The 25237-nt window shown below is 72.7% G+C and carries 16 protein-coding genes; 11 read left to right on the forward strand and 5 right to left on the reverse strand.

Annotation, left to right across the window (positions count from 1 at the left end):
- Nucleotides 1–2 precede the first annotated feature (2 nt).
- Together C1701_RS26340 and C1701_RS26345 are read right to left on the reverse strand one after the other, a co-directional pair.
- Nucleotides 3–1967 carry a CRTAC1 family protein gene (locus C1701_RS26340; RefSeq protein WP_026420253.1) on the reverse strand — a complete coding sequence of 655 codons (1965 nt, stop codon included), beginning with the start codon at nt 1965–1967 and terminating at the stop codon, nt 3–5.
- A 4-nt stretch (nt 1968–1971) separates the two neighbouring features.
- On the reverse strand, nt 1972–2913 hold the full coding sequence (locus C1701_RS26345; RefSeq protein WP_211257295.1) for a DUF1702 family protein: 942 nt from the start codon (nt 2911–2913) through the stop codon (nt 1972–1974).
- Between the two features lie 416 nt (nt 2914–3329).
- Here C1701_RS26345 and C1701_RS26350 point away from each other — a divergent pair, with 416 nt between their 5' ends.
- The 6 genes from C1701_RS26350 to C1701_RS26375 all read left to right on the forward strand — a co-directional run bounded on the left by C1701_RS26350 (nt 3330) and on the right by C1701_RS26375 (nt 11829).
- Nucleotides 3330–3896 carry a DUF5987 family protein gene (locus C1701_RS26350; RefSeq protein WP_030107376.1) on the forward strand — a complete coding sequence of 189 codons (567 nt, stop codon included), beginning with the start codon at nt 3330–3332 and terminating at the stop codon, nt 3894–3896.
- Entirely contained in the window at nt 3893–5545 is a 1653-nt protein-coding gene (locus tag C1701_RS26355; protein WP_051314290.1) for an FAD-dependent oxidoreductase, read from the forward strand. The genes C1701_RS26350 and C1701_RS26355 overlap by 4 nt, the downstream gene beginning before the upstream one ends.
- A complete protein-coding gene (locus C1701_RS26360) occupies nt 5542–6612 on the forward strand; it encodes a carboxymuconolactone decarboxylase family protein (protein WP_103056865.1) in 1071 nt (356 codons plus the stop codon). The genes C1701_RS26355 and C1701_RS26360 overlap by 4 nt, the downstream gene beginning before the upstream one ends.
- A 516-nt stretch (nt 6613–7128) precedes the next feature.
- On the forward strand, nt 7129–7704 hold the full coding sequence (locus C1701_RS26365) for a hypothetical protein (RefSeq protein ID WP_030107024.1): 576 nt from the start codon (nt 7129–7131) through the stop codon (nt 7702–7704).
- The gene (locus C1701_RS26370) at nt 7701–9293 is read left to right on the forward strand and encodes a DUF6239 family natural product biosynthesis protein (protein WP_337662010.1); all 1593 of its coding nucleotides are present in this window, start codon (nt 7701–7703) and stop codon (nt 9291–9293) included. Before C1701_RS26365 ends, C1701_RS26370 begins: the two co-directional genes overlap by 4 nt.
- 1849 nt (nt 9294–11142) lie before the next feature.
- Complete coding sequence (locus C1701_RS26375) at nt 11143–11829, forward strand: SDR family NAD(P)-dependent oxidoreductase (protein ID WP_051314289.1); 687 nt, start codon at nt 11143–11145, stop codon at nt 11827–11829.
- A 691-nt stretch (nt 11830–12520) separates the two neighbouring features.
- Here the strand turns inward: C1701_RS26375 and C1701_RS26380 are convergent.
- The gene (locus C1701_RS26380; protein WP_211237596.1) at nt 12521–13573 is read right to left on the reverse strand and encodes an alpha/beta fold hydrolase; all 1053 of its coding nucleotides are present in this window, start codon (nt 13571–13573) and stop codon (nt 12521–12523) included.
- A 1503-nt stretch (nt 13574–15076) separates the two neighbouring features.
- Here C1701_RS26380 and C1701_RS26385 point away from each other — a divergent pair.
- From C1701_RS26385 to C1701_RS26400, 4 genes are all read left to right on the forward strand, one after another.
- Complete coding sequence (locus tag C1701_RS26385) at nt 15077–15976, forward strand: helix-turn-helix domain-containing protein (protein WP_103056867.1); 900 nt, start codon at nt 15077–15079, stop codon at nt 15974–15976.
- Nucleotides 15977–16829: 853 nt separating this feature from the next.
- A complete protein-coding gene (locus C1701_RS26390) occupies nt 16830–18008 on the forward strand; it encodes an acyl-CoA dehydrogenase family protein (RefSeq protein ID WP_103056868.1) in 1179 nt (392 codons plus the stop codon).
- Between the two features lie 27 nt (nt 18009–18035).
- Nucleotides 18036–18479 (forward strand): SgcJ/EcaC family oxidoreductase, encoded by a 444-nt coding sequence (locus tag C1701_RS26395; protein ID WP_103056869.1) that lies wholly within the window; start codon nt 18036–18038, stop codon nt 18477–18479.
- A gap of 644 nt (nt 18480–19123) precedes the next feature.
- Nucleotides 19124–20344 carry a class I SAM-dependent methyltransferase gene (locus C1701_RS26400; protein ID WP_103056870.1) on the forward strand — a complete coding sequence of 407 codons (1221 nt, stop codon included), beginning with the start codon at nt 19124–19126 and terminating at the stop codon, nt 20342–20344.
- 180 nt (nt 20345–20524) lie between these two features.
- Here the strand turns inward: C1701_RS26400 and C1701_RS26405 are convergent, their stop codons facing one another.
- Nucleotides 20525–21679, reverse strand: a complete 1155-nt coding sequence (locus C1701_RS26405; RefSeq protein WP_026420243.1) for a DegT/DnrJ/EryC1/StrS aminotransferase family protein — start codon at nt 21677–21679, stop codon at nt 20525–20527.
- 336 nt (nt 21680–22015) lie between these two features.
- Between C1701_RS26405 and C1701_RS26410 the strand changes: the two genes are divergently transcribed.
- Nucleotides 22016–23362 (forward strand): nucleotide sugar dehydrogenase, encoded by a 1347-nt coding sequence (locus C1701_RS26410; protein WP_030107032.1) that lies wholly within the window; start codon nt 22016–22018, stop codon nt 23360–23362.
- A gap of 305 nt (nt 23363–23667) precedes the next feature.
- Here the strand turns inward: C1701_RS26410 and C1701_RS26415 are convergent, their stop codons facing one another.
- Entirely contained in the window at nt 23668–25032 is a 1365-nt protein-coding gene (locus tag C1701_RS26415) for an aminotransferase family protein (protein WP_337662011.1), read from the reverse strand.
- Nucleotides 25033–25237 lie beyond the last annotated feature (205 nt).

The following is a 25237-nucleotide window of genomic DNA, read 5'->3' on the forward strand; positions in this document are numbered from 1 at the left end:
CCTCAGTCCTCCCGCACGGTGGCGCCGAGCCTCAGCGTGTGCTGGCCGGTGTCGAGTCGCAGCTGCTCTTCCCGGACCGTGCCGCCCCGGTCGCGCCAGGCGATCTCGACGTCCAGCGGGGACGCGACGCCGTGACCCAGTCCGATGTGCACCTCGTGGCTGCGTTTGCCGGCGTGGCCGCTGCCGCCGTCGACCCGCGACACGAACCGGCGCCCGTCGGCCCTGGTGACGGTCACCTGGGCACCGACCACGGGCGAGCCGGGCGCGGCGAGCTCGCCGGGGGCCGGTTCCTCGTCGTGGACCAGCCGCAGGTTCAGGTAGTCGCCCGGGTTCGGGGCGGTGTTGCGGTAGAACAGCGGTTCGTCCCACTGCCGGGCGATGGCGAAGTCGAGCGTGCCGTCGCCGTTGGAGTCGCCGGTGGCGATCCCCCGGGTCGGAACGGGCACGGCGAGCCCGAGTTCCCGGGAGAGATCGACGTAGCGGCCGTGGTCGCCCTTGGCGAAGAAGGCCATGTGCTGGTCGCCGCCGATGTCGTCGCCCTCGCTGATCCTCGGCCAGGCCTTCGGGTTGCTGAGCAGGGTGTCGTTGGCCGCGGCCAGTTCCTGGAGCTGCGGCCAGCGGTTGGTCTTGCCCTTCACGAATCCGGTGGCCTGGGCGACCACGAGATCGCCGCTGTTGTTGAAGTCGGCCATCTTGGCGTCCCAGCCCCAACCCGACCAGGCGAGGTGGAGCTGCGCGCTGCGGTCGGTCCAGGGCGCGTTCCCCTCCTGGAGCCGTTCTCGCACCTCGTCCTTGTCCTCGGCGTCGCTGATGAACGCGAAGTGGCTTTCCTGGATGCCGAAGGAGGTGGTGATGTTGCTGACGAACATGTCGTACATGCCGTCGCCGTCGAGGTCCCCGAAGTCGACGCCCATGCCCTTGAACGAGTCCATGCCGATGACCTTGGACTTGGGGATCATCGCCTTGCGGTCGCCCTCGACGACGCTGAACCTGATCTCCCCGGGCACCGACCGGTTGTGGAGCAGCCGGTCGGGGCCGAAGTCGTTGCCGACGTAGAGTTCCGGCAGCAGGTCCCCGTCCATGTCGTTGGCGCCGGAGGCCAACGCCCAGCCGGTGCGGGCGTCGTCGTCGGGCACCACGTCGCTGACCAGCTCGAAGGTGACGGAGTGCTCGTCCTCGTCGGTCAGCCCGGTCCACCGCAGGAAGTAGTCCTCGCCTCCGTTGAACGCCCGGGACATCGAGTAGTTCATCTCCACTCCCCCGCTGACGGAGTCGTCGAGGACCGGGCCGTGGGGGAAGTAGTTGCCGACGAAGATGTCGAGGTGGCCGTCTCCGTCGAAGTCGTCCACGGCGACGGTGTTGGTGTTCCACTGCGGACCGTCGTACTCGCCGCCGGTGGCACCGGGGACCACCTCGGTGGCCCGGTAGGTCTCCGGGCCGAACGACGAGGCGCCGGGGTCGGCCAGGTACAGGATCGGCGTCCGCCCCCAGTAGTAGACGAGCAGGTCGAGCCGTCCGTCCTCGTCGAAGTCCCCTGGCACGCAGCCCATCGGGGCCATCACGTCGTTCATCGGGAGGTCGCCGGGGTCCAGGACGAAGGCGTCGTAGCGGTCCGACCCCTCGCCCGGTGTCGGGGTCACCACGACCTCGTCGAACCGGGGGTCGGTCAGGCACAGGTCGTTCGCCAGGCCGTCGCCGTCGAGGTCGTTCATGGCGATGGAGGCGCCCACCGAGGAGATCCAGGCGTCGATGTGGCTGTAGTCCTGGTTGACCGAGCGGATCGTCCGTCGCGGGAGCCCGCTGGGCAACTCGATGGACATCGGCTCGAACCCGTACTCGGCGGCCATCGCCTCGACCTCCTCCGCGGAGGAGGTGGGCAGTCGCACGGCGAGGAACGTACCGGCGATGAGCACCACGGCGGTCACGCCGGCGAGCTGCCTGCGTATCCAGCCAGCTGTCGTGAACATGTCGTCAGGACCTCCCATGAGAGACGAACTCGTCGGCGATGCGGCGTCGCCAGACCTCGAAGGCGGGCACGCCCCCGGGCCCCGTGGCCGTGGGGTCGGGACGTGCGGAACGGGACACCAGGGCGGCGGCCTCGGCATCGAGCCCGCAGAACACGTGGGTGGCGACCGAGGTGTGGGGCACGACGAGCCCGGCGCGCACGCGGGCCTCCGCCGCGAAGGACGAGCCCTGCGCGACGTCCGGGCGGTGCGGCCCGGCCCGGTCGGCGAGCCGGCGGAGCTCGTCCTCGTCCGCCCCGCCGAGGTAGGTGGCGGCCAGCCCCACCCCGCTGTACAGGTCCCCCCGCCGGCTGGCCGGGTAGGTGTCGACCAGGTCCGCGGCCCGTTGGGCCTCGGTTCCGGCGACGAACCACAGGGCCCGGCCGATGCCCTGGTCGATGGCCCGCTGGGCGTAGTCGGAGTCGAAGGGGGCGGGTAGCACCGGTTCGAGGTACCGCTCGGCCACGTAGCGGCGGGTGTGGAAGTAGGCCTGGTGGAAGCCGTAGCCGTCCAGCGCCAGCCACCGCAGGAGCGGGTCGGGCAGGTGCAACCTCGACCACCGGAAGCGGGGGACGCGGGCCATCGCCCACCCCACCCCGATGTAGGCCATGTAGACGTGGGCGTCGCCCCGCCCGGCGAGGAGGTCGGGGACGCGGCGGCCACTGGTGAGCGGCAGGGCGTCCAGGACCGCGCACCCCATCGCGGCTCCCTCGTACCCGAATCCCCGGAAGGAGCGGGGCAGTCCTTCCAACCGGTCCTCGGCGTCGCTCACCGCCCGGGCCTCGGCCGCGTAGGAGTACGCGGTGAGGAAGGTGCGGCCGACGGTTTCGATCAGGTCCCTGGCCTCCGTGCTCTTCTCGTGGAATCCGCGCGTCGACACCTCGGTCGCCGCCATTCCCGGAGTCAGCACGAGACTCCTGATCCTTCGGATGAGCCGAACCACCGCACTTCCCTTCCACGAATTCCACAGATCGGGCGGTGAACCTGGCGCCCGGAGAAGACCATCACAGACGGCACCAGGCCGAACCACTCCTCACGTGCGGAAACGTCCGGCGTTCTGGCCTTCGCCCTTCGCGGGCCGACGCGCCGAGCACGCCGTGAGATGCGCGGAGCGCCGGTCCGATCGGAGCATCGTGCCACCGAGGACGCGAATATCCGGGCTGGTGAGCGGATTCGCCGGCAGCGGACGGGAACTCTTTTCCGGCGATTCAGGCCGTTCCGGAAAGGACGCGGAATCGGACGTTCTCGCGCGCGCCGGTCGGGCGAGCCGGGTCGTGAACCCCGGCCCGGTGCGGAAGACGACGCGGCCCCACACGAGGAGGCGGGATGCCACCGGACGGTACCGACGAGGAACGGACGAGGATGACGATCGAGGCGTTCGCGGACACGATCGTGCCGGGGGCCAAGCGGTCGCCCGGGGACGCCGCGATCGCGGGGGTCTCCGAGGGCGGCGGGGCCGTGGAGTCGGGCGCGTTCGCCCTGCTGACCGATCCGGCCAGCGGCTTCGCCGAGGCGCTCGGGCCGCTGGCCGCGATGCTCAACGGGCACGCCAGGACGCTCGCCGAGGGGCGGGGGGCACCGCCCGAGGAGACGCTCCCCGAGTTCGTGGCGTTGCCCTACGAGGAGCGGGCCGCCCTCGTCCTCCGGCTGACGGCGCCGGACAACCCCGAGCGGGACGGCTGGGTCGCCCTGGCGATGTTCAGCAACATGGCGTTCGACACCGCGGCGCACCTGCACACCGCGGACGCCTTCGCCGAGGGCCACCCCGGCCTGCTCACCATCGGTTACGCGCCGGCCGACGACGATGGACTCTGGCGCTTCGCCGACTACTCCTACGGCCGGGTTCTGGCCGAGACCCATCCGGACACGACGGCCTCAGGGAGCCCGGCATGAACGCCACCGAACGCACCGACGTCGTCGTGGTGGGCAGCGGGTTCGGGGGTGCCATCACCGCCTACCACCTGGCGGCCGGCGGCGCCCGGGTGGTGCTGCTGGAACGCGGGCCGTGGCTGTCCAGCGAGGACTTCGACCACGACTTCAAGCTGGGCTCGTCGTACACGCGTGTCTTCGACTTCGTGGTGGGCGACGGGATGAGCCTGCTCGGGGGGAACTGCGTCGGGGGTGGCAGCGTCGTCTACTTCGCGGCGATGCCCCGGGCGCCCCGGTTCGTCTTCGACCGGCAGGGTTCCCTCGGGCGGCGGATGTGGCCGGCCTCGATCACGCGCGACAGCCTCGACCCCTGGTACGACCGGGTGTCCGAGTCCTTGCCCGTCACCCGGCAGAGCTGGGACGACGTGAGCTACGCCGGCGGGCTGTTCGCCGCCGCCTGCGCGCACGCCGGGCGGTCGGCCAACCCGGTCCCGGTGGCCATCGACACCGGCCGCTGCACCAACTGCAACTGGATGATGGCGGGCTGCCGCTTCGACGCCAAGCGGTCGCTGCTGCTCAACTACCTGCCCTCCGCGGTGGATCACGGGGCCGAGATCCGACCGTTGCACGAGGTGCAGCGGATCTCCCGCGTGGACGGGGGCCGGTACCGGGTGCACTACGAGACGGTCGACGCGGAGGACTACCGGATCACCACTGGCGGCGGCACGATCGACGCCTCGATCGTGGTGCTGGCCGCGGGCGCGGGCGCCACCCCGGTCATCCTCCAACGGTCGGAGGCGGAGCTGGGGGCGATGCCGCACGCGGTGGGACGCTACTTCTCCGGCAACGGTGAACGGCTGAACACCGCGATCGTCGACGAGGACCGGGTCTCCGAGCTGTTCGGGCTGTCCCGGCCGGACGGCCGGGCCTACGAGGCGAACCAGATCGGCAAGGGACCGGTGGTGGCGAGTTGGGACCACCTCGACGGCGACCTGCCCGAGTACTCCCGCTTCTCCCTTGAGCAGCTGTACTTCCCGCCGGGGCTGGGCACGATCCTCGCGCAGGCCCCGGACGCGGCGGGGGGCCCGACCTGGTTCGGCCGGGAGAAGAAGGAGGTGCTGCGCCGTTGGCGGTCGTGGCTGACGATCTTCTCCATGACCGAGGACGACAACGAGGGCGTCTTCGGCGCACCGCCGCCCCGGGGCAACGCCTACCGCATCTCCCAGCAGATGCTCGGCCGGGGAACGATCAGCTACCGGCCGACTGCGAACACGCTGCGGGGGTGGGCCGAGTCCGACGCGGAGGTCAGGCGCGTCATGGAACGTGACGGGTTGTCGAAGGTCATGCCGTGGACCAACGACGTCGTCGGCGCCTACACGGTGCACCCGCTGGCCTCGTGCCGGATCGGCGACGACCCGGCGACCTCCGCCCTCGATGACCGGCACGAACTGCGCGGTCATCCCGGCATCTTCGTCACCGACGGCTCCGCGGTGCCCGGGGCGTTGACGGTGAACCCCGCGCTCACCATCGCCGCCCTGGCCGAGCGGGCCGTGCCCGCGATCGTGGACGCGGCTCGCGAACGGGGGGTCGACGTCCGGTACGGAGCTCCCGCTCCCTCGGGCACGACCTCGTCCGCCGGAGCGGGCGGCCCGACCGGGGCGCGACCGAGGTGACCGGTCCGCTGGTGCGGGCGGCGGTGCGGAGGTCGTTGGGGCGAACCCGCCACGTCACCCCGGTGCTCCCCTCCGCCGCGACCGGGGTCGTCGCCGAGGTGTACCGGGAGCTCGAGCGGGACTTCGGAGTGCTGGCTCCCCCGATCGCGGTGCTGTCACCGGCCCCGCACCTGCTCGCCGCGTCCTGGTCGCTGCTCCGCGAGACGCTGGTCGTCGACGGTGCGGTGGACCGGCCGGTGAAGGAGGCGGTCGCGGCGGCGGTGTCGGCGTCCAACTCCTGCCCCTACTGCGTCGAGGTGCACGGTTCCGCCCTGCGCGGGCTGGGGTCGGGTGCGGCGGCGACGGCGATCGTGGCGGGGCGGAGCGGCGAGGTCGGTGATCCTCGGCTCCGCGCCGTCGTCGAGTGGGCGGGGGCGGGTGGACCGGGCGCCGGTGCGCCGCCGCCCCCCGAACCCTTCCCCGTCGGGCACCGCGCGGAACTGGTCGGCGTCGCGGTCACCTTCCAGTTCCTGAACCGGCTGGTGAACGTGTTCCTGGAGGAGTCACCCACCCCCGCCGGGGTACCGGCCGGGGTGCGCGGCGGCGTGCGGAGCCTGCTGGCCCGCCATCTCGGGGCCGCCGCCGGCCGCGGGGTCGGGCCGGGGGCTTCGGAGCGGGGCGGGGAACGCGAGGAGCCGCCACCGGACCTGGGGTGGGCGGCGGCGCACCCGGGGATCGGTGGCGCGGCGGCGCGGATCGCGCGGGCCGCCGACCGCGCCGCCGGCGGGAGCGGGCTGTCCGAGCGGGCGAGGAGCCGGGTGCTGGACGCGGTGGCCGTCTGGGAGGACGTGGGTCGTGGTCCCGGCCGGGACTGGGTCGAGGACCTGTGCGCTGGTCTCGCCGCGCCGGACCGGGCGGCGGCCCGGCTCGCGTTGCTCACCGCCTTCCGCTCCTACCAGGTGGACGACCGGGTGGTGGCCGACTTCCGAGGCCACCACCTCGGCGACGCGGCGCTGGTGGACCTGGTGGGCTGGTCGGCGTTCACGGCGGCCCGCCGCGTCGGCCGGTGGATGGCGGGCGGCGGCTGACCGAACGCCGCCGGGGCCGGGACGGCGGGGTGGCGGCCGGGCTCCGGCTCCCCCCGGTGGGGGCGGCACCGGGCCGGGCCGCCCCCTTGACGCGCACCGGCCACCGCACCGGTCGCGGCCGGTGCGCGAGGGGAGGCCGCCGGCGGCGGGGTGAGCACGCCGAGTCGTGGGGTGTGGCACGAACCGCTTCGCGGCGGCTCCCGCGCTCGCCGCCCAGCCGCGCGGTCGGCTTCGCCGTGCCGGGCGCGAGACCAGCTACCGCCCCCGGCCGTGGCAGCCGGACGGGGCACCCGCGCCCGTATTCCCGGGCGTGGACTCCCAAAGTGCCGCATCGCGCGACTGCGCTCTCACGAAGGCCGTGACCGGCGGGTTCCCGCCGTACCGTCGGTCACGGGCCCGGGCGACCGGGCTCCGCCCCCCGGGGATCGCACCCGCGACCGGCCGGTCGAGGTTCCCCCTTCTCCAGGTACCGGTTCGGGTTCGGATCGCCCTTCCCCTGACCGAGGAGGCCCTTCCATGACGACGCACCTGGCACACCCCCCACCGACCCGTTCGGCCGGCGTGATCGAGATCCTGAACACCAGCAGGCACGAGATCGCGCTGGTGCTGTACGGGATCGTGGTCCTCGCGCACTGGCTGGAGCACGTCGCGCAGGCCGCGCAGATCTACCTGTTCGACTGGCCGGTCCCCGAGGCCGGTGGGGCGCTCGGTCTCGCGTTCCCCTGGCTCGTGGAGTCCGAGCTGCTGCACTACGGGTTCGCCCTGGTCATGATCGTCGCGTTCTTCGTGCTCCGGCACGGGTTCGGCGGTCGCGCCCGGACCTGGTGGGGCATCGCGCTGGGGATCCAGTTCTGGCACCACATCGAACACCTGTTGCTGCTCCTGCAGGCGTGGAGCGGGGTCCACCTGCTGAGCAGGCCGGTGCCCACCAGCATCATCCAGCTCGTGATGCCCCGGGTGGAACTGCACCTGCTCTACAACGCGATCGTCTTCGTCCCGATGGTGGTGGCGATGGTGCTGCACCGACGCGGCGAGGACGCCGGGGAACCCCAGGTGCGGTGCTCCTGCGCCCGCGTTCCCTCGGGCGGATGATCAGGTCCACGGCCGCCGTGCTCCTGGCCTGGACGGTCGCCTCGGTGCTGCTCGCGTTGCCAGCCGAGGCGGCCGTCCCGGTGGTCGGGGGACACTCGCACGGGGAGGGGACGGGAAGCCCGTCCGGCAGCCTGCTGGTGCGGCTGGGATTCCTCGTCGCGCTCCTCGTCGCCACCGGCGCCACCCTGCTGCGTCCCCTGCTCGGGGAGCTGAGCCGCCGGGCGACCGCCGCGCTCACCGGGGCCGCGTCGTTCGGCGGGCTGTTCGGGTTGCTGCTCGCCGACCTGCCGTGGTTGGCCGACGGCGCCGCCTTCCTGGTGTTGGTGGCGCTGGGGACGCCGGTGGCGGTGGCGTGCTCGCGGTCCCGCCTGTCCTTCCTGCGCGGCGCGGCGCCCCTCGTGGTCGGTGCGGGGACGGTGGTCGCGGTGGTCGCGCTCCTCACGCGGGCCGTCGGGGTGGTGTCACCGCCGCAGTCGGCGACGTACCTGGCCATCGTGGCGGCGTTCGCCAGCCTCTCCTGGAGCATGTTGTGGAGCGGTCGGCGGCCCGGCGCGACGACGGTGGCGGTGCGCTCCGCCGCCGTCCTGTCGAGTCTCGCGCTCATCGTGGGCGCGGCCGTGGTGGTCACCGCCGGGCACCTCGTCGTTCCCCGCAGCGGGGAACCGCTCCTGGCCCGCGCGGTGGTCGGCGACGAGCGGGTCGAGGTCCTCGTCGTCCCGCACCGGCCCGGCCCGAACCTCGTGTACGTCGGGTCGGACCGCGCCGCCGTCGGGACCTCACCGTCCACGATGGAGCCGGTCGAGCGACGGCCCGGAGCCGGGGGCGGGTGGGCGGTGGTGGACCTCGACGAGGGTCCCGCTCGGCTCTACCTGAGCCTCGGTGGACGGACGGCCTCGGTGCCCGTCGACACCGGTGCTGAACCCTGGGAGGGCCGCGACATCCGGGATCCGGGTGGCCCCGAGTACGCCAGCGCGGTGCTGGCGCACCTCGTCGCCGGCGGCCGGGACGAGGTTCCCTGGCCGGACGGGGGTCTGCTGGCCGAGGACGAGTCCGTGCTGCGGGGCATGGTGGGCCACCTCGCGGGTGGCCGGGTGCACGTCGTGTCCGACGCCTCCCCGCGGTCGCTGGCGGCACGCCGGGTCATCGTCGAGGCCGCCGCCGATCACCGCGTGCGGTTGGTGCCGCTGGCGTCCGACGCCGACCACACCCTGGTGGTCGCCGGGTGGATGGGTGCCGAGCGGGCGTTGCGGGCCGGGGCGTCGTCGGGGCGCGCGCACCACCTCGCCCCGTGGTTGGTCACCCCGGAGTTGCTGTCGGAGGAGGCACGGCCCCGGTTCCCGTTGCGGGGAGGGGAGGAATCGGAACGGCGTGGCCGGTACGGCGCCATGTTGGACGTCGCGTTCCCGGGTGCCAGCCCCAGCTCCAGTGGTTTCCGGTCCTGGGCGACCAGCTACCCGTCGCCGTCCGTGCCGCCGCCTCCGACGGTGCTGTACCGGTGGCGGGCGGATGCCCGCCACCCCGCGCTCCCGCCGGCACTGCCCCCGAGGGACCGTCTCGTCCCGGTGTCGGGGCCGCTGGACGCCGGATGACGCCGACCGGGTGGGGCTCGGTCACCGGGGGCCCGCGGCTGGCACCCCCACCCGGGTGGTCCTGCCGGCTCCGGGTCGGCCTCCACCCGCCGGGGTGGCGCGGAGCTCGTTGGGGTGGGTCGGCCGATCTGGTGGCGGACCGGACCGCACCCGCCCCTCGGCGTCCCCGTCCGGGCGCCGTCGCGGGATGCCGGTGCCCGGGACGCGCCGGGCTCCCCCGAGCCCGTCCCGCCGGTTGGGAACCACGGGGTGTGACGTGTTTCGCACCAGCGGTGGGGAGGGCAGGTCGCGGCGTCCGCCCGTCGTGGACGGTTGGCGGGATACCCGGGTGCGCCCGAGCTCGCCCGCGCACCTGGGCGATCCGACGCGGGGTGTCGGCAGGGTGTCCGACCGCACGGGCGGCGAGGACCAACGGTGACCACCCGTTTCCGTCGGTTTCCGTTGGCGCCCGGCGGTGTGCTGACCCGCGCGCCACCACGGCGGGCGGTTGTCATTCGGTTAACGGAAGGAGCGGGGGCAGCCGAAAGCCCTACCCGGCGCGAGACCAACTGCCGCAGAAAACCGCCCGTTCGAGTTAAGCGCTGCCCGGCTATCCGGCGGCCTCCGCGCAGTTCTGGGCACGTCCGACCATTCATCACGTCCCAGCTCCGATGTCCCTTTCGCTGGCCGCCCAGCTCCGAATACGGCGTGCCGACGCGGGATGCGCTCCAACCGTTCCGGTTGGGGAGGGCACGGGCGGCCGGGACTGGTAATGTGACGCGTACCGGTCACCGCCTCGGCCGATTCCACGGCGGCCCACCCGGTTGCCAGCGCGTCCTCACTCCTTTCCGCGACGAACGGGCGGTATCGACCCCGGTACCCCACAGAGGTTTCCCCACCCATGGAACTCGACCGGCTCGACCGGATGGCGGCAATTCGCCGCATCGGCGGCGGGCATGACACGCCACGCCCCGACACGGCGTCGGACACCGGTCGGCTGGCGGATCTCGACGGTCGACGGGGACGGTCCCCGGCCGTGGCATCCGGGGCGACGCGCGGCGCGCCGGGCATCCCCGCCGGAACGGCCAGGCGGGCCCCACCAGGCAGAGCGCGCTCATCGCGCCCGCACCGCCAGCGGCCCGAGCCCGCGAGGAGCGGCGCCTTGCGCCGTTGGCGCCGGGGACCCCGGGGCGGGGGTCGACGGCGGGTGGGGAACGGGGTGGCGCCCACCTCGCCCCGGTGCATCCGCGACTCCCGGCCGTCTTTCCTCCGATTCCGTCGGAACGCGTCAAGGGATTGTCCACACCCGCGGCATTCGCGTCCCGGCTTCCTCACCTCCTCGGGGCTCTTCCCCCGGGGCGTCCTCCCGATACGAGGGGGACGTGGCGATGCCACTCGCCCCTCTCGCGGCGATACGAGGAATACCCGAGTGGCGGTGGATGCTTCCAGGCCCGTCGGGTACCGGGCCCGCCGTTCGGGGCCGGTGCGGAGGGCGCCCGAGGCAAACGCGACGCGCTTCTCGTACCGGTTGTGGCTGTCGCAGTTTCGTGAGGTTAGGATCAGGGAAAAAGTCCCAGAACTCCTTCGGCCAGGTGCGAACCGCGTCGTCACCGTTCGGGCATCGCAGGGCCCGACGCCGGGAAAGAACCGAATACCGGGTCCAGGAGGACGAACACGGGCCGCTTCGCCGCGAAGACCGAAGCGACGAGGCCGGAAGCGCGGACCCTGGATGGCGGTGCGCGTTCGGATCGCACCGGAACTCTGCTGGACGCCTCGGTCCGTCGACCGGTGTCCGTTATGTCGAACGATCGCCAAAGACGGGGAATAACCGACTTACCGCGAGGCCGCAGCAGAAAGGAAGTACCGGAGCGTGCTGCTCGAGAACAAGATCGCCGTGGTCTACGGTGCCGGAAGCGCGCTGGGTGGTGCGGTGGCCCGGGCGTTCGCCCGCGAGCGCGCGTACGTCTTCCTCGCCGAGCGGGACATGGCCGCCCTCGAACCCGTGGCGAGTCGCATCGCGGAGGCGGGCGGCGTCGCCGAGGTCGCCGCGGTGGACCCGCTCGATCCCCGCGCCGTCCGCGCCCACATCGACGAGGTGACCTCCTGGGCGGGTGGTCCGCACATCCTGTTCAACGCGGTGCCCCTTCCCCGCACCACCAGCACCGCCCTGGTGGACGCGTCGGTGACCGAACTGGTCGATGCGCTCAACCGGCAGGTGGCGGCCCAGCTGATCACCGCGCAGGCCGCCGCCAGGCAGATGACGAGGAGCGGGTCGGGGGTGATCCTCACCGTGTCGGGAACCGCGTGGACGGGTGGCGGCGGCACGACGGGGCAGGACGGGGCGGGGCTCGGCGACACCGTCGTCGAGGCGATGTCGGACCGGCTCGCCCGGGAGCTCGGCGATCGGGGAGTCCGGGTCGTCTGCCTGCGATCCGGAATGCTGGCGGCGCCTCCCGCCGCGACCGGCGCCTCGGGGGCCCGCGCGAGGTCACCCCTGGACGTCGACCTCGCGGCGGCGGCCGAGACGATCCTCCTCGCCGCCGCCGGGCGGGGTTGACCCGCCACCCCGGCCGTCCGGCCGGTGGCCACCGCATGGGAACGGTTTCGGCCGCGCCCGGCGTGACCCGGACTTCCGAGTGCTCGGGGTGGCTGTGGCCGGCGGCGCCGTCCCGTCACGCGTCCACGCTCGTCCCCGGCGGGCGTGGGCGCCCCCGCACTCCGGTGCCACCCGACCCCGCCCAGCCCGGTGCCGACCGGCTGGCACCGCCGACCCGGCGGACGCGACACCGGCAGTCGGGCGGGTCCCGTCCGCACCGGCGCGGCGACCGTGGGCCGAGGTCTGGTTCCGCCAGCCGGCCGGTTCGGTCCCGTCCGGTCACGAGCACCGAGACCGGCGACCGTCGGATCGTGCGCCGGCGAGGTGCGGCACGCCGGCCGGCCACGGGGGTGGCGGCGGACCGGTCGGGTCGGGTGCCCCGGGTCAGTGCGGCGGCGGTCGTGCGCGGGCGCCGAGCCGCACCAGGCCGGGTCCGCCTCGCGGGCACCTCCCCGGGGCCACGCACTCGCGGTGACCCTCCCAGCCGGGATGGTCCGACGGCCCCCGTGGCGATCCCTCCGCCGTCGAGGCGGGTGAACCGCTCTCGCGGGCGAACGCGAGGCGGCGGGCAGGACGGGCGGGCCCGCCTCGGCGTCGGGTGCCGGGGCCCTGCCCGGCACGGCCGACCACCGCGGTGGTCGGCCGGTGGTGCTCAGCCCACGCAGTTGGTCAGCTCGTCCGGAACCGGCCCTCCGGTGGACGCTCCGAAGAACAGCTCGGCGCAGTCGATCAGGAACTCGGGGTTCTCCTGCGCCACGAAGTGGCCGGCATCGGGTGCGATGACCGGGCGCACGTCGTCGGCGACGTGCTCGAAGGAGGCCGGAATGGCCTCACCGAACGCGTACTCGGCGCCCATCGCGAGCACCGGGATGTCGATCTTCGGTTCGGCGTGCGCCAGGTTGTCGGCCGCGTCCTCGGGGAAAGCCCGGTAGTACTCGTAGCCGGCGGAGCGGACGGCGGGATCGGAGTACGCCTCGAAGTAGACCTCCTGGGAGATCCGGTCGGGGCGGTAACTGCCGTCGTAGAGATAGCCCAGGTACACCTCCACGTCCTCGTCGTCGAGGATTTCCTCGGGAACGGGGGCCGGGGCCATGTTGAACTGGAAGTGGAAGCTCGCCGAAAAGATGTCCTCGAGGCCGAGTCCGGCCAGCGGGGCCTCGATCACCGCCAGTTTGTTGACCTCCTGGGGAAAGTCCCGCGCGTAGTTGTAGGCGACCATCGCTCCGAGGTCGTGCCCCATGAGGGCGACTTCCTCGTATCCCAGTTCGCGCACCGCCGCGCGAATTCGGTGCGCCGTGGTGGCCTTGTCGAATCCGTCCTCGGGAATCTCGGAGTCCCCCAGTCCGGGGAGGTCGAACGCCAGCACGGTGTGCGTCCTGGCGAGGTCGGGCATGACCTCGTTCCAGTGGTACCAGGTTTCGGGCCAGCCGTGCAGGAGGACCAGTGGTGGGCCCTCACCGGTGCGCACGTAGTGGAGGCCGATTCCGTCCACGTCGACGGTGCCGTGCTCGTAGCCGGTGTGCTCCGCGCCCGCCAGCGGCGCCGGGCCCCGGTCCTCGTCGAAGGCCGCGGCGCTGGTCGAGACCAGCATCGTGCCAGCCAGCAGGCCCGCTACCAGCAGGCGTCCCCGTCTCGCGCCGCGTCGAACCGACACCCGGCCGTGCGGCTCGCGAGTGCCACCGAACGCGTTGTCCCCAGTTGTCATCAGCGATCCCGTCTACGCTCCGTGCGGCAAGTCCTGATCACCCGGCCGACATCTTTGCTCACGAAAGCAAGAACGTCCAGGTGCCGGATCCAGCGAAACGAGGGGGAGGACCAGTGCTCCTACGGGGACACCGTGTTCCACGCCTGGATTCGCGCTGGCCAAGCTGGTCGGAATGCGGGTGAACACTGTTATGCCCCACCCGGGGCTGACCGCCCCGGGAGGGTTTACCGACAGCGGTCCGATCGGGTGAGAAAATCACCACCCGCCCCCGGGAACGGAAGCCCGGCGCCCGTCGGCGCTGGTTCTCCACGGCACCCGGAATGGGAGCGGGAACGGGCCCGGTGGGGCGGCGACGGCTCACGCACGGGGAGGGTCGTCGACTGGGTCGTCCCGGTCGGGCGGCGAGATCATCCACCGGGGTCGTGGCGGCCCCATACCCGGAGACACCCCGGCTCGCCAAGAGGCCCGGATGACTACCACAAACCGTCCGCACCGGGGCCCCGGGAATGGTTCACTGCCGTGGACAGTCCGCAAGTTTGAAGTGGACGGGGCAACGGGGGCGCTGTGAGGATCTGTCGTCAAAGGAATCCGGGGAAAACACCCCGTCCGATTGGGGGCGCCTTGCGCAGTGGTCAGCAGGCTCGCGGACCTCGCCACCGGGCACTCGGGGGGCCAACCGGAGCCGAGTCCGCCTCCGGGGCGGGTACTCGCTCCAGTTCGACAGAACATCACCGGAGGATGTCGATGTTCCGCCGTGGTACCAGTTCCCGGAAAACGCCGGTCACCCTTTTCGGGGAGCCGGCCACGGATCATCGGGACACGAGTCCGTCCGCGTCGGAATCCTATTCCGGCGACCCCGTGCGGCGTGCCGCCGGGTGGTGGCGGTGATCCCGCTACCCGGCTGGTCGAGGCGACGGGAGATCGGACCGGACCACCCGTGTGGAAACCGACCGCCGGTACCGGAACCAGAACGGGCTCACGTTCCGCGTCACCGTTCTCGTTCGTGGTCCCCGGCGCTCGTCGCCGGTGCCGAGCATCCCGGACCGAGTGGTTCGGGGGCTGTCCCCGACCACGCGGTGACCGCCGATGTGGTGGGCGGGCCGGGGCTCGGGCGGACGCGGCGCGGCTCGCCGTCCGTCCGGGACGACGATGCCACCGGCGCGGCACCGGTCCCGCCGGTGTCGAGGCGGGGTCGTCGCTGGTCGGGCTCGGATCACGACCTCACCAGCGGCTCGGCCCGGGCGGGCCCTCGGCGGGCTGGCCGGAGCGGGGCGACCCTGATCCCGGCCGGCTCCGGGAGCGACCGGGAGCCGAGCGGTGCCGGAGCACCGGGCTCCACGGTCGCTGGGGGCTCGGCGGGCGACGCCCTTCCCCTCCTGCTCGGGGACTCCGCACCGACACGCGTGCCTCCACTCCGGCGCCGCCACCGGGCCGCGAACGCGCACACCGAACTTCACTCCGCCGGACCGACGGCGACCCGGCTCCAAGTCGAACGGAGGAGATATGACATCGGGGGTTGAGAAAGCGGTCGAGCGTGTCATCGAGATGATGTACGACCACCTCGGCGAGCAGTTGACGATCGACGATCTGGCGCGGACCGCGCTGTTCAGCAAATTCCACTTCACCCGGGTGTTCCAGCGGGTCACCGGTGTGTCCCCCGGCCGTTTCCTGTCGGCGATCCGGTTGGCGAGGGCGAAGGAGTTGTTGGTCTCGACCAGCCTCACCGTCGCCGAGATCAGCCACCTGGTGGGCTACTCGAGCATCGGCACCTTCAGCTCGCGGTTCCGGTACAGCGTGGGTGTCTCGCCCACCACCTACCGCCAGTGCGACGGGTCGGTGTCCGAGCCCTTCGGGCGAGCGGTGCCCGAGCAGCCGACGGGACCGGCGAGCCGCGTCCGGGGGACCGTGGAGTCGGCGGTGTGGGACTGCTCACGGGTCATCTTCCTGGGGTTGTTCGCCGGTCGCCTCCCCGAGGGGGAACCCGCCGAGTGCGTGGTGCTGGACGGGCCCGGTCCGTACACGATGGACCGGGTTCCGGCCGGGATCTGGTACGTCCTCGCGCACGCGCTGCCAGCGGGCCGTCCGCACCGCGGGTGGGGGGACCGCGCGGCCGGGCCACCCGCCGAACGAACCCTCCTCGGTACCACCGGCCCGGTCACGGTGGAGGCGGAGGGAGTGTGCGCCGCGGACGTCACCCTGCGGCCGCGCTCCATCTTCGATCCGCCGATCCTGTTGGCGAGCGCCTCGGACCGCTGCCGGGCGCGGGACCGGCTCGTCGACCTCCGGGGCGGTCAGCGGGATGGCGGGCAGCCGGACGGGCCGGGGGGTTCCGTCCCGCTCCCCCGGGTGGCTGACGCTCGCCCGTCCGGCGCCGTACGAGAACCGGCCGGCGGAGGCTTGTGACGGTGGTCCTCACCGCTCCGGACCCACGTCCGGAGCGGTGAGCGGACCGCCGTCAGGTCCGGGTGGCGGCGGCGGTCGAGCCTGGTGCCCTCCCAGGCGGAGGACCTGATCCGGTCGTCGTGCACCGACCGGGCCGCCGCCTGGCACGGCCTGTCCGAGGTCGAGCCCGGCCGAGCGGGTCGGTTCGCTGGCCGCGCCGGGCTTCCTGGGGGCACGCGGCCCCAGGGCGAGCCAGCGGGTGGCCGGGGCTGGGTTCGCGGGAGCCGGGTGGATGGGGGTCGCCGCACGGCCGAGGTGTGGACGGGGACGCCCCGCTCCCCCCGGCCGTCGGTGCCGCCTCAGGCCTGACGGGTCCCGGTGGCGGCCCGCTCGTTGCCCCGCGCGGTCTCGCGTCCCGCCGGCCGCGCGGTGCCCCCCGCGCTGTCGCCCCCACCGGAGCCGAAGCCCCGTGCCACGGCGAGCCACGGGTGCCCCGAGGACTGACGGGGTGGGTCGCGGAGCCAACCGGGGAACGCCCTGTCCCGCGAGGCGCCGAGCCCGGCTCCACCCGGCCCGCTCGAACCGGGTTCGAGGGCGGCACCACCTCCTCACGGACCGTTCCGGTGGCCGCCCTGGCCAGTCTGGCCGCGCGGTTCCGCACGGCGACCTGGTGCGCCACGGGGCATCGACCCTGCTGGGCCACGCCCCGCCCTGGTCCCGGCACGGTGGAAGATGCGGCCGCCGGCGCCGGTGCGGAAGTGTCGGACTGGGTACCTCGTCCCCGCACCGCCTGGGGGTAGGCGCACGGCTCCACGGCGCTGACAGGACACCGGGTACCACCAGAACCGTCGTCGCTCGCACTCAGGGAGGACATGTGTCGACCACTCAGGTTCCGACGAGGGAGGAACTCGTCCGCCGCGCCTCCGAGGCGGCGCCGGTGCTCCGGGCCAACTCGACCTGGTCGGAGCGCAACCGGCGGTTGCACGAGGACACCGTCGCGGCGCTCGCCGAAGCCGGTGTGTTCCGCCTGCGCACCCCTGCCCGGTACGGCGGGTACGAGGCCGACACGGGAACGCTGCTGGACGTGGTCGCCGAACTCGGCGCGGCAGACGGGGCCGCTTCCTGGGTCAGTTCGGTCTACTGCATCCCCACCTGGATGGCGTGCCAGTTCCCGGACGAGGTGCAGGACGAGGTCTTCGCCACCCCGGACGTGCGGATCTGCGGAACGCTGAGCCCCAGCGCCGTCGCCACTCCGGTCGGCGGGGGCATCAGGGTCAACGGCAAGTGGGGTTTCATCAGCGGTGCCCTGCACGCCCAGTGGCAGGAGATCATCGCCGTGCTGGTCCCCGAGGACGGCGAACCCTACCCCGTCGTCGCGCTCGTTCCGCTGTCCGACCTGTTGGTCGTCGACGACTGGCACACGTCGGGGCTGAAGGGGACCGGCAGTGTCAGCACCGTCGCCCAGGACGTGTTCGTTCCCGAGGAGCGGGTGCTCCCGCTGCCGGCGGTCCTCGAGGGCCGGACCGCGTCGGAGGGCAACGCGAACACGGCGATCTACCGGAACCCGCTGCTCCCGGTCGCCGCCGCGTCGTCCGTCGGCACGATGGTGGGTCTGGCGAGGGCCGCGCGGGAGAGCTTCCTCCGGCGGCTCCCCACCCGCAAGATCACCTACACCGCCTACGAGAGCCAGCGGGACGCCCCGCTGACGCACCTGCAGGTCGCCGAGGCCTCGATGAAGGTCGACGAGGCCGAGTTCCACGCCCGCCGGCTGACGTCCCTGGTCGACGCCAGCGGCGTCGACCAGGAGTGGGACCTGCTCGACCGGGTTCGCGCGCGGGCCGACATGGGTGCGACATGCCGCCTGGCGAAGGAGGCCGTCGACGTCCTCGCCTCGGCCAGCGGCGGCTCCTCGATCTACGAGGACGTTCCGATGCAGCGGATCGTGCGTGACGTCCAGGCGATGACGTTGCACGCGCTGATGAACCCCAACACGAACGCGGAGCTGTACGGCCGTGTCCTGTGCGGCCTGGAGCCGAACACCCAGTACGTCTGACCACCACCTCGGATCGAAGGGACGACCATGAGCTCGAGCAGCCCCCGCGCCTCCGCCGGCGACCAGGCAGCCGTCGCGGCGCTCACCCAACGCGTGATCGCCGCCTGGGCCTACCACGACGCCGACGCGTTCGCCGACGTGTTCACCGAGGACGGCACCATGATCCTGCCGGGGATCTACCGGAAGGGGCGGGAGGAGATCCGGTCCTTCCTCGTCGACGCCTACGCGAACGAGTACCGGGGCACCCAGGTCACCGGCAGGCCGGTGGACATCCGGTTCCTCACCGAGGACACCGCGCTACTCCTCACCCGGGGCGGGGTGTTGGCCGAGGGTGAGTCCGAGGTGTCCGACGACCAGGCGATCCGCGCGTCCTGGCTGGTGGTCAGGCAGGACGGTGAGTGGCGGCTGGCCGCTTACCAGAACACCCCCGCCGTGCACCGTCTCCCCACCCCCGGAGCCACCGGCCGGTAGTGCGGGGTGGTGGTCGGCCCGCCGCCCTGTGAGTGCGGCGGGGGCCGTGGTCCCCGACCCGGCTCCGGCTCCCACCGGCGGTGTTCGCCGACCGCGCGGCCGCTGTCCGCGCCGGGCGGTGTCCTGGCACGGTGACGCGGTCGCGGTCGTCGGGCCGCCGGGGTCGATCACCTCGTGAAGCCGCGCGGCACCCAGGGCACCGCCCGCCCCGGGCCGGGTTCCGGCGGGGCGGGTTCGGTGCGGTCGGCCGACGCCGGAACGGGGCTGGCGGAGCGCCCCCGTCCGCCCCCCTCCTCCGGACACGGGTTGCGTGGCCGGTTCGGGCCGCGCGGTCACCCGCGGCCCGGGCACCCTGGGCGATCAGCAGCGTCGCCCTCCCGAGGTGTCGACGGCTGGTCCACCGGCGGGCGGGGCCGGGTTCGCCGCGCCCGCTCCCGAGAACACGGGGCACGAGGACGGCCCAAGGTTCTGTCGCGCCACCGGAGTGGTCCTCCCGACCCGGGCCTCCACGACGCACCCCGAACCGTTCGGTCGGCGTCGCCCACCGCCTTCGTTCCGCCGATCCCGGAACGGTGCCGAGTGCGGCCCGGAAAGGGCAATTCGAGAGAAGTCCCATTCCCCCGGACCTGCCTAGACTTCTCGCCATGAACAGGAGATGTCGCGTCTGCGGTAGCCGGGTCAGCGAATTCCTCGACATGGGCAGGCAGCCGATGGCGAACGGTTTTCTCCTGCCCTCGGAGACGGCCGACGAGTTCCACTTCCGGCTCGCCGTCGGTTCCTGCGACCGCTGCTCCCTGGTGCAACTCGTCGACGAGGTTCCGGCGGAAATGCGCTATCACGGTGACTACAGGTACCACGCTTCCGGATCGGACGGCCATCGACGCCACTTCGCGGACGTCGCGACCCAGTTCCTGGAGGACGAGCTGACCGAGCGGGATCCCTTCCTGGTGGAGATCGGCTGCAACGACGGGGTCATGCTCTCGACCATCGCCAGGGCCGGTGTCCGGCACCTCGGCGTGGACCCGGCGACCACGGTGACGAGGGTCGCGCGGGAGAAGGGGGTCTCGGTGCGCAACACCTTCTTCGACGAGACGAGCGCGGCCGAGATCCACGAGGAGAACGGGCCGGCGGACGTCGTGTTCGGCGCCAACACCATCTCCCACATCGGTGGCATCGGCTCCGTGTTGCGCGGCGTGCGGACCCTGTTGTCGCCCGACGGGGTGTTCGTGTTCGAGGAGCCCTACCTGGGGACCATCGTCGAGGGGCTCGCCTTCGACCAGATCTACGACGAGCACGTCCTGTACTTCAGCGTGACCTCGGTCCAGGTGATGGCGGAGCTGTTCGGGTTCGACCTCGTCGACGCGCGGCGGACTCCCCTGCACGGCGGGCAGATCCGCTACACGCTCGCGCGGAGGGGGACCCGGGCGGTGCGGTCCCGGGTGGCCGACCTGCTGGCCGAGGAGCACGCGCGCGGTCTGTCGCGTCCGGACACCCTCGCGTCCTTCGGTCAGGCCGTGGGCCGGATCAGGGACGACCTCCGCACCCTGCTCGGGGACCTGCGGGCCGAGGGGCGCACCGTGGTCGGTTACGGCGCGCCGGGAAAGTGCGCCACGGTGACGAACTACTGCGGGATCGGGACGGACCTCGTGCCCTTCGTGTGCGATTCCACTCCCGCCAAGCAGGGGCGTCTGGTGCCCGGGTCCCACCTCCCGGTCCGCCCGCCCGAGGCGTTCGCCGACCCGTTCCCCGACCACGCGCTGCTGTTCGCCTGGAACCACGCGGAGGAGATCATGCGGCGGGAGCGGGACTTCACCCGGGCGGGCGGGCGGTGGATCACCTACGTGCCCGAGGTCCGCGTGAGCTGATCCCCTCGGGGCGCGAGCCGACGCCGAGCCAGGACCTCCGGGTCCTGGCTCTTCGCCGTGCCAGCGGCCCCTCCCCCTCGCGCCGCCGGGAGGCCTGGTCGCCCGCGCTCCGGCCCGCGCTGGTCCCGGGTGCCGGGCGGGCCACCCGGTGAGCCGGCGGGTCACCAGGTGGCCGGAGGATCAGGAGCGCCGGCTGGCCGCCCGGCGGGTGCGGACCGCGTCCCGGGTCGCCGTGACGACCTTCTCGACGTCCCCGTCGGTCAGGGACTGGTGCATCGGCAGGAGCAGCGTCCTCGCCGCCGCCCGCTCCGCCCCCGGCAGCACCGCCCGGGAGCCGTAGGCGGCGACCCTGTGCAGCAGGGGGTAGCGGAAGGTGGTGTAGATCCCGCGCTCGTACAGCTCGCGGGCGACGTCGTCCCTGATGTCGTCCTCGAACTGGACCCAGTACATGTAGTGGGACGTCTCCTGCCCGGCGGGCAGCGGTGGCGGGGTCCACATCCCGCCCAGGTCGGCGAACTCCTGGTCGTAGTGCCGGGCGACCTCCCGGCGGCGGCGCATGAACTCGGGCAACCTCTCCAGCTGCACCCGGCCGACCGAGGCGAGGACGTCGTTGGTCACCGAGCGGCGGGAGAAGGACGAGATCTCGAACTCCCACCACCGGGTGCGGCTGCGCAGCGCCTGGTCGTAGCCGCTGGTCTGTTCCAGCCCGAAGTAGGCGCGCTTCCTCGCCTCGGCGACGAGCTCGGCGTCCCGCGCGTGGAGCATCCCCCCGTCGACGGTGACGACGATCTTGCCGTGGTCGAAGCTCCAGACGGCCAGGTCCCCGAAGGTGCCGCACGCCTGCCCGTCCACCCGCGAGTCGACCGCGATCGCGGCGTCCTCGATCAGCAGGACACCGCGCTCGCGGCACATCTCGGCGATGCGGACGATGTCGCCCGGCACGCCGCCGTAGTGCAGGACGACGACGGCCCTGGTCCGCTCCGTCATCACCGCCCGCACCATGTCGACGGTGGGGTTCAGCGTTCGCGGGTCCACGTCGCAGAACACCGGGTGCGCGCCGCGGGCCGCGACGGCGTTGGCGGCGCCCACGAAGCTCACCGTGGGCAGGACGACCTCGTCCCCGGCTCGAACACCGGCGAGGCGCATCGCCAGGAACGTCGCCTCCGTGCAGGAGTTCAGGGACGTGACGTTCGCCGGATCGACCCCGATGTGCCGCGCGAAGTCGGACTCGAACGACTCGGTGCGGTGGCCGCGGCCGATCCAGTTGCTCTCGAACACCTCGCGCACCGCCGCCAGCTCCCGTTCCCCGAGGGCGGGCTGGAATATGTTGATCATGCCGCTCACGCGACGCTCCTCTCCGTCGGCGAATGTCGTTTTCGGCACTCATCTTCCCCGGCGGAAACGCCTGGAGTTCGGTTCCGCACCGAGGTGGGCACGCTGCGACAAATTCGCGTCGAACGCCGGGAGGAAAAAAGTTCCTCGGCCGACGGGGAACCTTCTTCCCCCGCTTCCGCCGGTGCGCTTTCGAGCATTGTGGGACACGTTGTCCCGGTTCCCCCGCTGCTACCGTCGAATGGACGCGCGGGCACGGTTCGTCACGCGGTTCCGGGCCGGCCGTCCACCATTGCACGCGCGACGGAGAACGGCGCCGACGGCGACGGAGAGGCAGACATGCGATTCGTTTCGGATTCCCCCCGCGTCGCGGTCATCGGTTTCGGTTATGTCGGGTCCTGCCTCGGCGTGACGCTCGCCGAACTGGGCGTTCCGGTCGTCGCCGTCGACGACGACGCGTCGCTGGTCGAGCGGCTCCGGGCGGGCGAGTGCCCCATCCCGGAGCCAGGGCTGGCGGAGGCGCTCGGACGGGTGCGGGGCACCGGCCTGCTGACGTTCACCACCGACCACGACGCCGTGCGGGAGGCCGACGTCGTGGTCATCACGGTCGGGACCCCGGTCGACGAGGACGGGGCGTTGCTCACCGGTGCGTTGGAGCAGGCCTGCGTCCAGGTCGCCGCCCGGATCCGACCGGGGTGCCTGGTGATCCTCAAGAGCACCGTGTCGCCGGGGACGACCACGAACCTCGTCATCCCGCTGCTGGAGGGGTCCGGCCTCCGCGCCGAGCGGGACTTCGGCCTGTCCTTCTGCCCGGAACGGCTGGCCGAGGGTGCCGCCCTCGCCCAGCTCCGGACGCTCCCGATCATCGTGGGGGGCCGGGGCCCGGCCAGCACCGCCGCGACGGTCCGCTTCTGGTCGGACACCCTGGGCACGGTCACCCACCCGCTGCCGAGTCCGGAGGCGGCGGAGGTCGCCAAGCTCGCCACGAACTGGTGGATCGACGCGAACATCGCCATCGCCAACGAGGTGGCCCAGCTGTGCGCGGCGTTCGACGTCGACGTGCTCGACGTCCTGGGGGCCACCAACCAGCTCCCCAAGGGGGACCGCCACGTCAACATCCTGCTGCCGAGCATCGGCGTGGGGGGTTCGTGCCTGGTGAAGGACCCGTGGATGGTGTGGCGGGCGGCCCGCGACCGGGGCGTCGAGCTGCGGACCGTCCCGGTCTCCCGGGGGGTCAACGACGGGATGCCCGCGCACACGGCGCGCCTGATCGGGGCGGAGCTGGCCGGCCTCGGGGTTCCGCCGGCCGGGGCGGTGGTGGCCGTGCTCGGCGTCAGCTTCAAGAACGACACCGGTGACCTCCGGAACACCCCGGTCGCCGGGGTCGTCGAGGCGTTGCGTTCGCAGGGGTGCGCGGTGCGGCTCTTCGACCCGTTGGCCGACGCCGAGGAGGTGCGGGCCCGCTTCGGGATCCGCCCGAGCGCGACCCTCGAGGACGCCGTCCAGGGAGCGAACTGCGTCGCGGTCCTCGCCGGTCACCGGTCGTTCCACGACCTCGATCTCGCGGTGCTGCGCGCGCGGGCCGCCCACCCGTGCCTGGTGTTCGACGGGCGCAGGTACTTCCCGAAGGCCGACATCGAGGAGATGCGGCGGTTGGGCCTGCGGTACCGGGGCATCGGGCGGTGATGATCCGACTGGCGGCCCGTTCCCGATGTCCCGCTGGTCCCGGCGCTGAGCTCTGAGCTCTGGCCCTGAGTGCTGAGTGCTGACGGCTGTCCGTCGACCGGTGCGGAGGTGTCCCTCGCCGTCACCCACCGGGTCCGTGTCGCGCCGCGCTCCCCGGCGGACCAGCCGCGCGACCGCGGTCCGCCGACCGCCCACCGTCGCCCCGGTGGTCCCTCGTGCCTCAGTCCCGGGACGCCCCGCGCACGGCGGCGGGGCGGGCGATCTCATCGCGCCCGCCCCGCCCCGCGCCGAGGGCCACCCCGACGTCAGCGGCTCACCTCGCCGAGCACGTCGACGATCGCCTCGGTCGTCCGCCGGGCCTCGTCGTCGCTCATGACCAGCGGCGGCGAGAGGATGATGTTGTGGGCGTAGGGGCGGACGATCACGCCCTTCTCGTCCCTGATCCTGGCGGTCAACGCGAAGACCTCGGGGAACGGCATCGGTTCGCGGGTCTCGCGGTCGAGGACCATCTCGACCGCCGCCGCGGCGCCCTCCACCCGGATGTCACCGACGAGCGGGTGGTCCGCCAGCGAGGCCAGGCCCTCCCGGAAGCGGGCTGCCAGCGGTTGGGAGCGGGCGACCAGCCCCTCCCGTTCGATGATGTCGAGGTTGGCCAGGGCCACCGCGCTCCCGACCGGGTGGCCGCTGAAGGTGTAGCCGTGGAAGAAGCCGTAGTCCTGGCACAGGACCTCGGCGATGGCGTCGCTCATGAGCACGGCGCCGAAGGAGAAGTACCCGCTGGTGATCCCCTTCGCCGTGACGACGATGTCGGGGTCCATGCCCCTGGTCTCGGAGTCGAACCAGGATCCGGTGCGGCCGAACGCGGTGATGACCTCGTCGGCGACGAGGAGGATGCCGTGCCGGGACAGCACCTCCCGGACACGGGGCCAGTAGTCCTCGGGCGGGGTCAGCACGCCACCGCCGCCCATCACGGGTTCGCCGACCATCGCCGCGATCCGGTCGGGTCCGATCCGGTCGATCGTCTCCTCCAGCTCGGCGATGAGGAAGTCAGTGGGGTCGGCGTCCCCGTAGAGTTCGGACGCGCGGTAGAGGTAGGGAGGGGACACCTTCACGACGTCGGGGAGGTTGGGACCGACCCCTGCCTGCATCGCGTCGAAACCCGTCAGGGTGCCCGCGCCGTAGCTCCCGCCGTGGAAACCGAAGTTGCGGGAGATGATCCAGGTGCGGTCCGGTTCTCCGCGCCGACCGTGGTAGAGGCGGGCCGCCTTGATGGAGGTCTCCACGCCGTCCGCTCCACCGCTGGTGAAGAACACCCGGTTCAGGTCGCCGGGCGCCATTCCGGCGAGGCGGGCGGCCAACGCGACGGTGGTGTCGGTGCTGAACTCCTGGTAGGCGGTGAAGTACTCCAGCTCGGCGATCTGCTTCGCGGCCGCGTCGGCCAGCTCGCGCCGCCCGTGCCCGACGTGGGAGTGCCACAGCCCCCCGCCTGTCGCGTCGATCAGTTCCCTGCCCTCGGCGTCCCAGACCGTCGACCCCTTCCCCCGCACGATCACGACCCGTTCGGACACCGAGTCCGCCTGCATGGGGTGGAGGAGGTGACGGCGGTCCAGATCGGCGAGTTCGGCCGCGGAATATGTCGTCGTCTGCTTTCCGGAGGAATGGATCGTCACGGGATTTCCCATCGTCGAGGACCACGGGGGTCGCTGGCAGGAGGTGGTGGGCGGCGGTGATGTCCGCGAACGGCGTGATTTCCTCCCGCACCTTTTCCGGGAGTCAGGACTCACGCTCAACCGATGCTAGATCGGTGGACCGGGCCGCTCGTACTTCCACGTTGCTCGTTCTCCCGGGTGGGGGCCGACGGTCGCCCCGGGGGCG

The sequence above is a fragment of the Actinoalloteichus sp. AHMU CJ021 genome (assembly GCF_002895405.1).
GTDB classification, from domain to species: domain Bacteria; phylum Actinomycetota; class Actinomycetes; order Mycobacteriales; family Pseudonocardiaceae; genus Actinoalloteichus_B; species Actinoalloteichus_B caeruleus.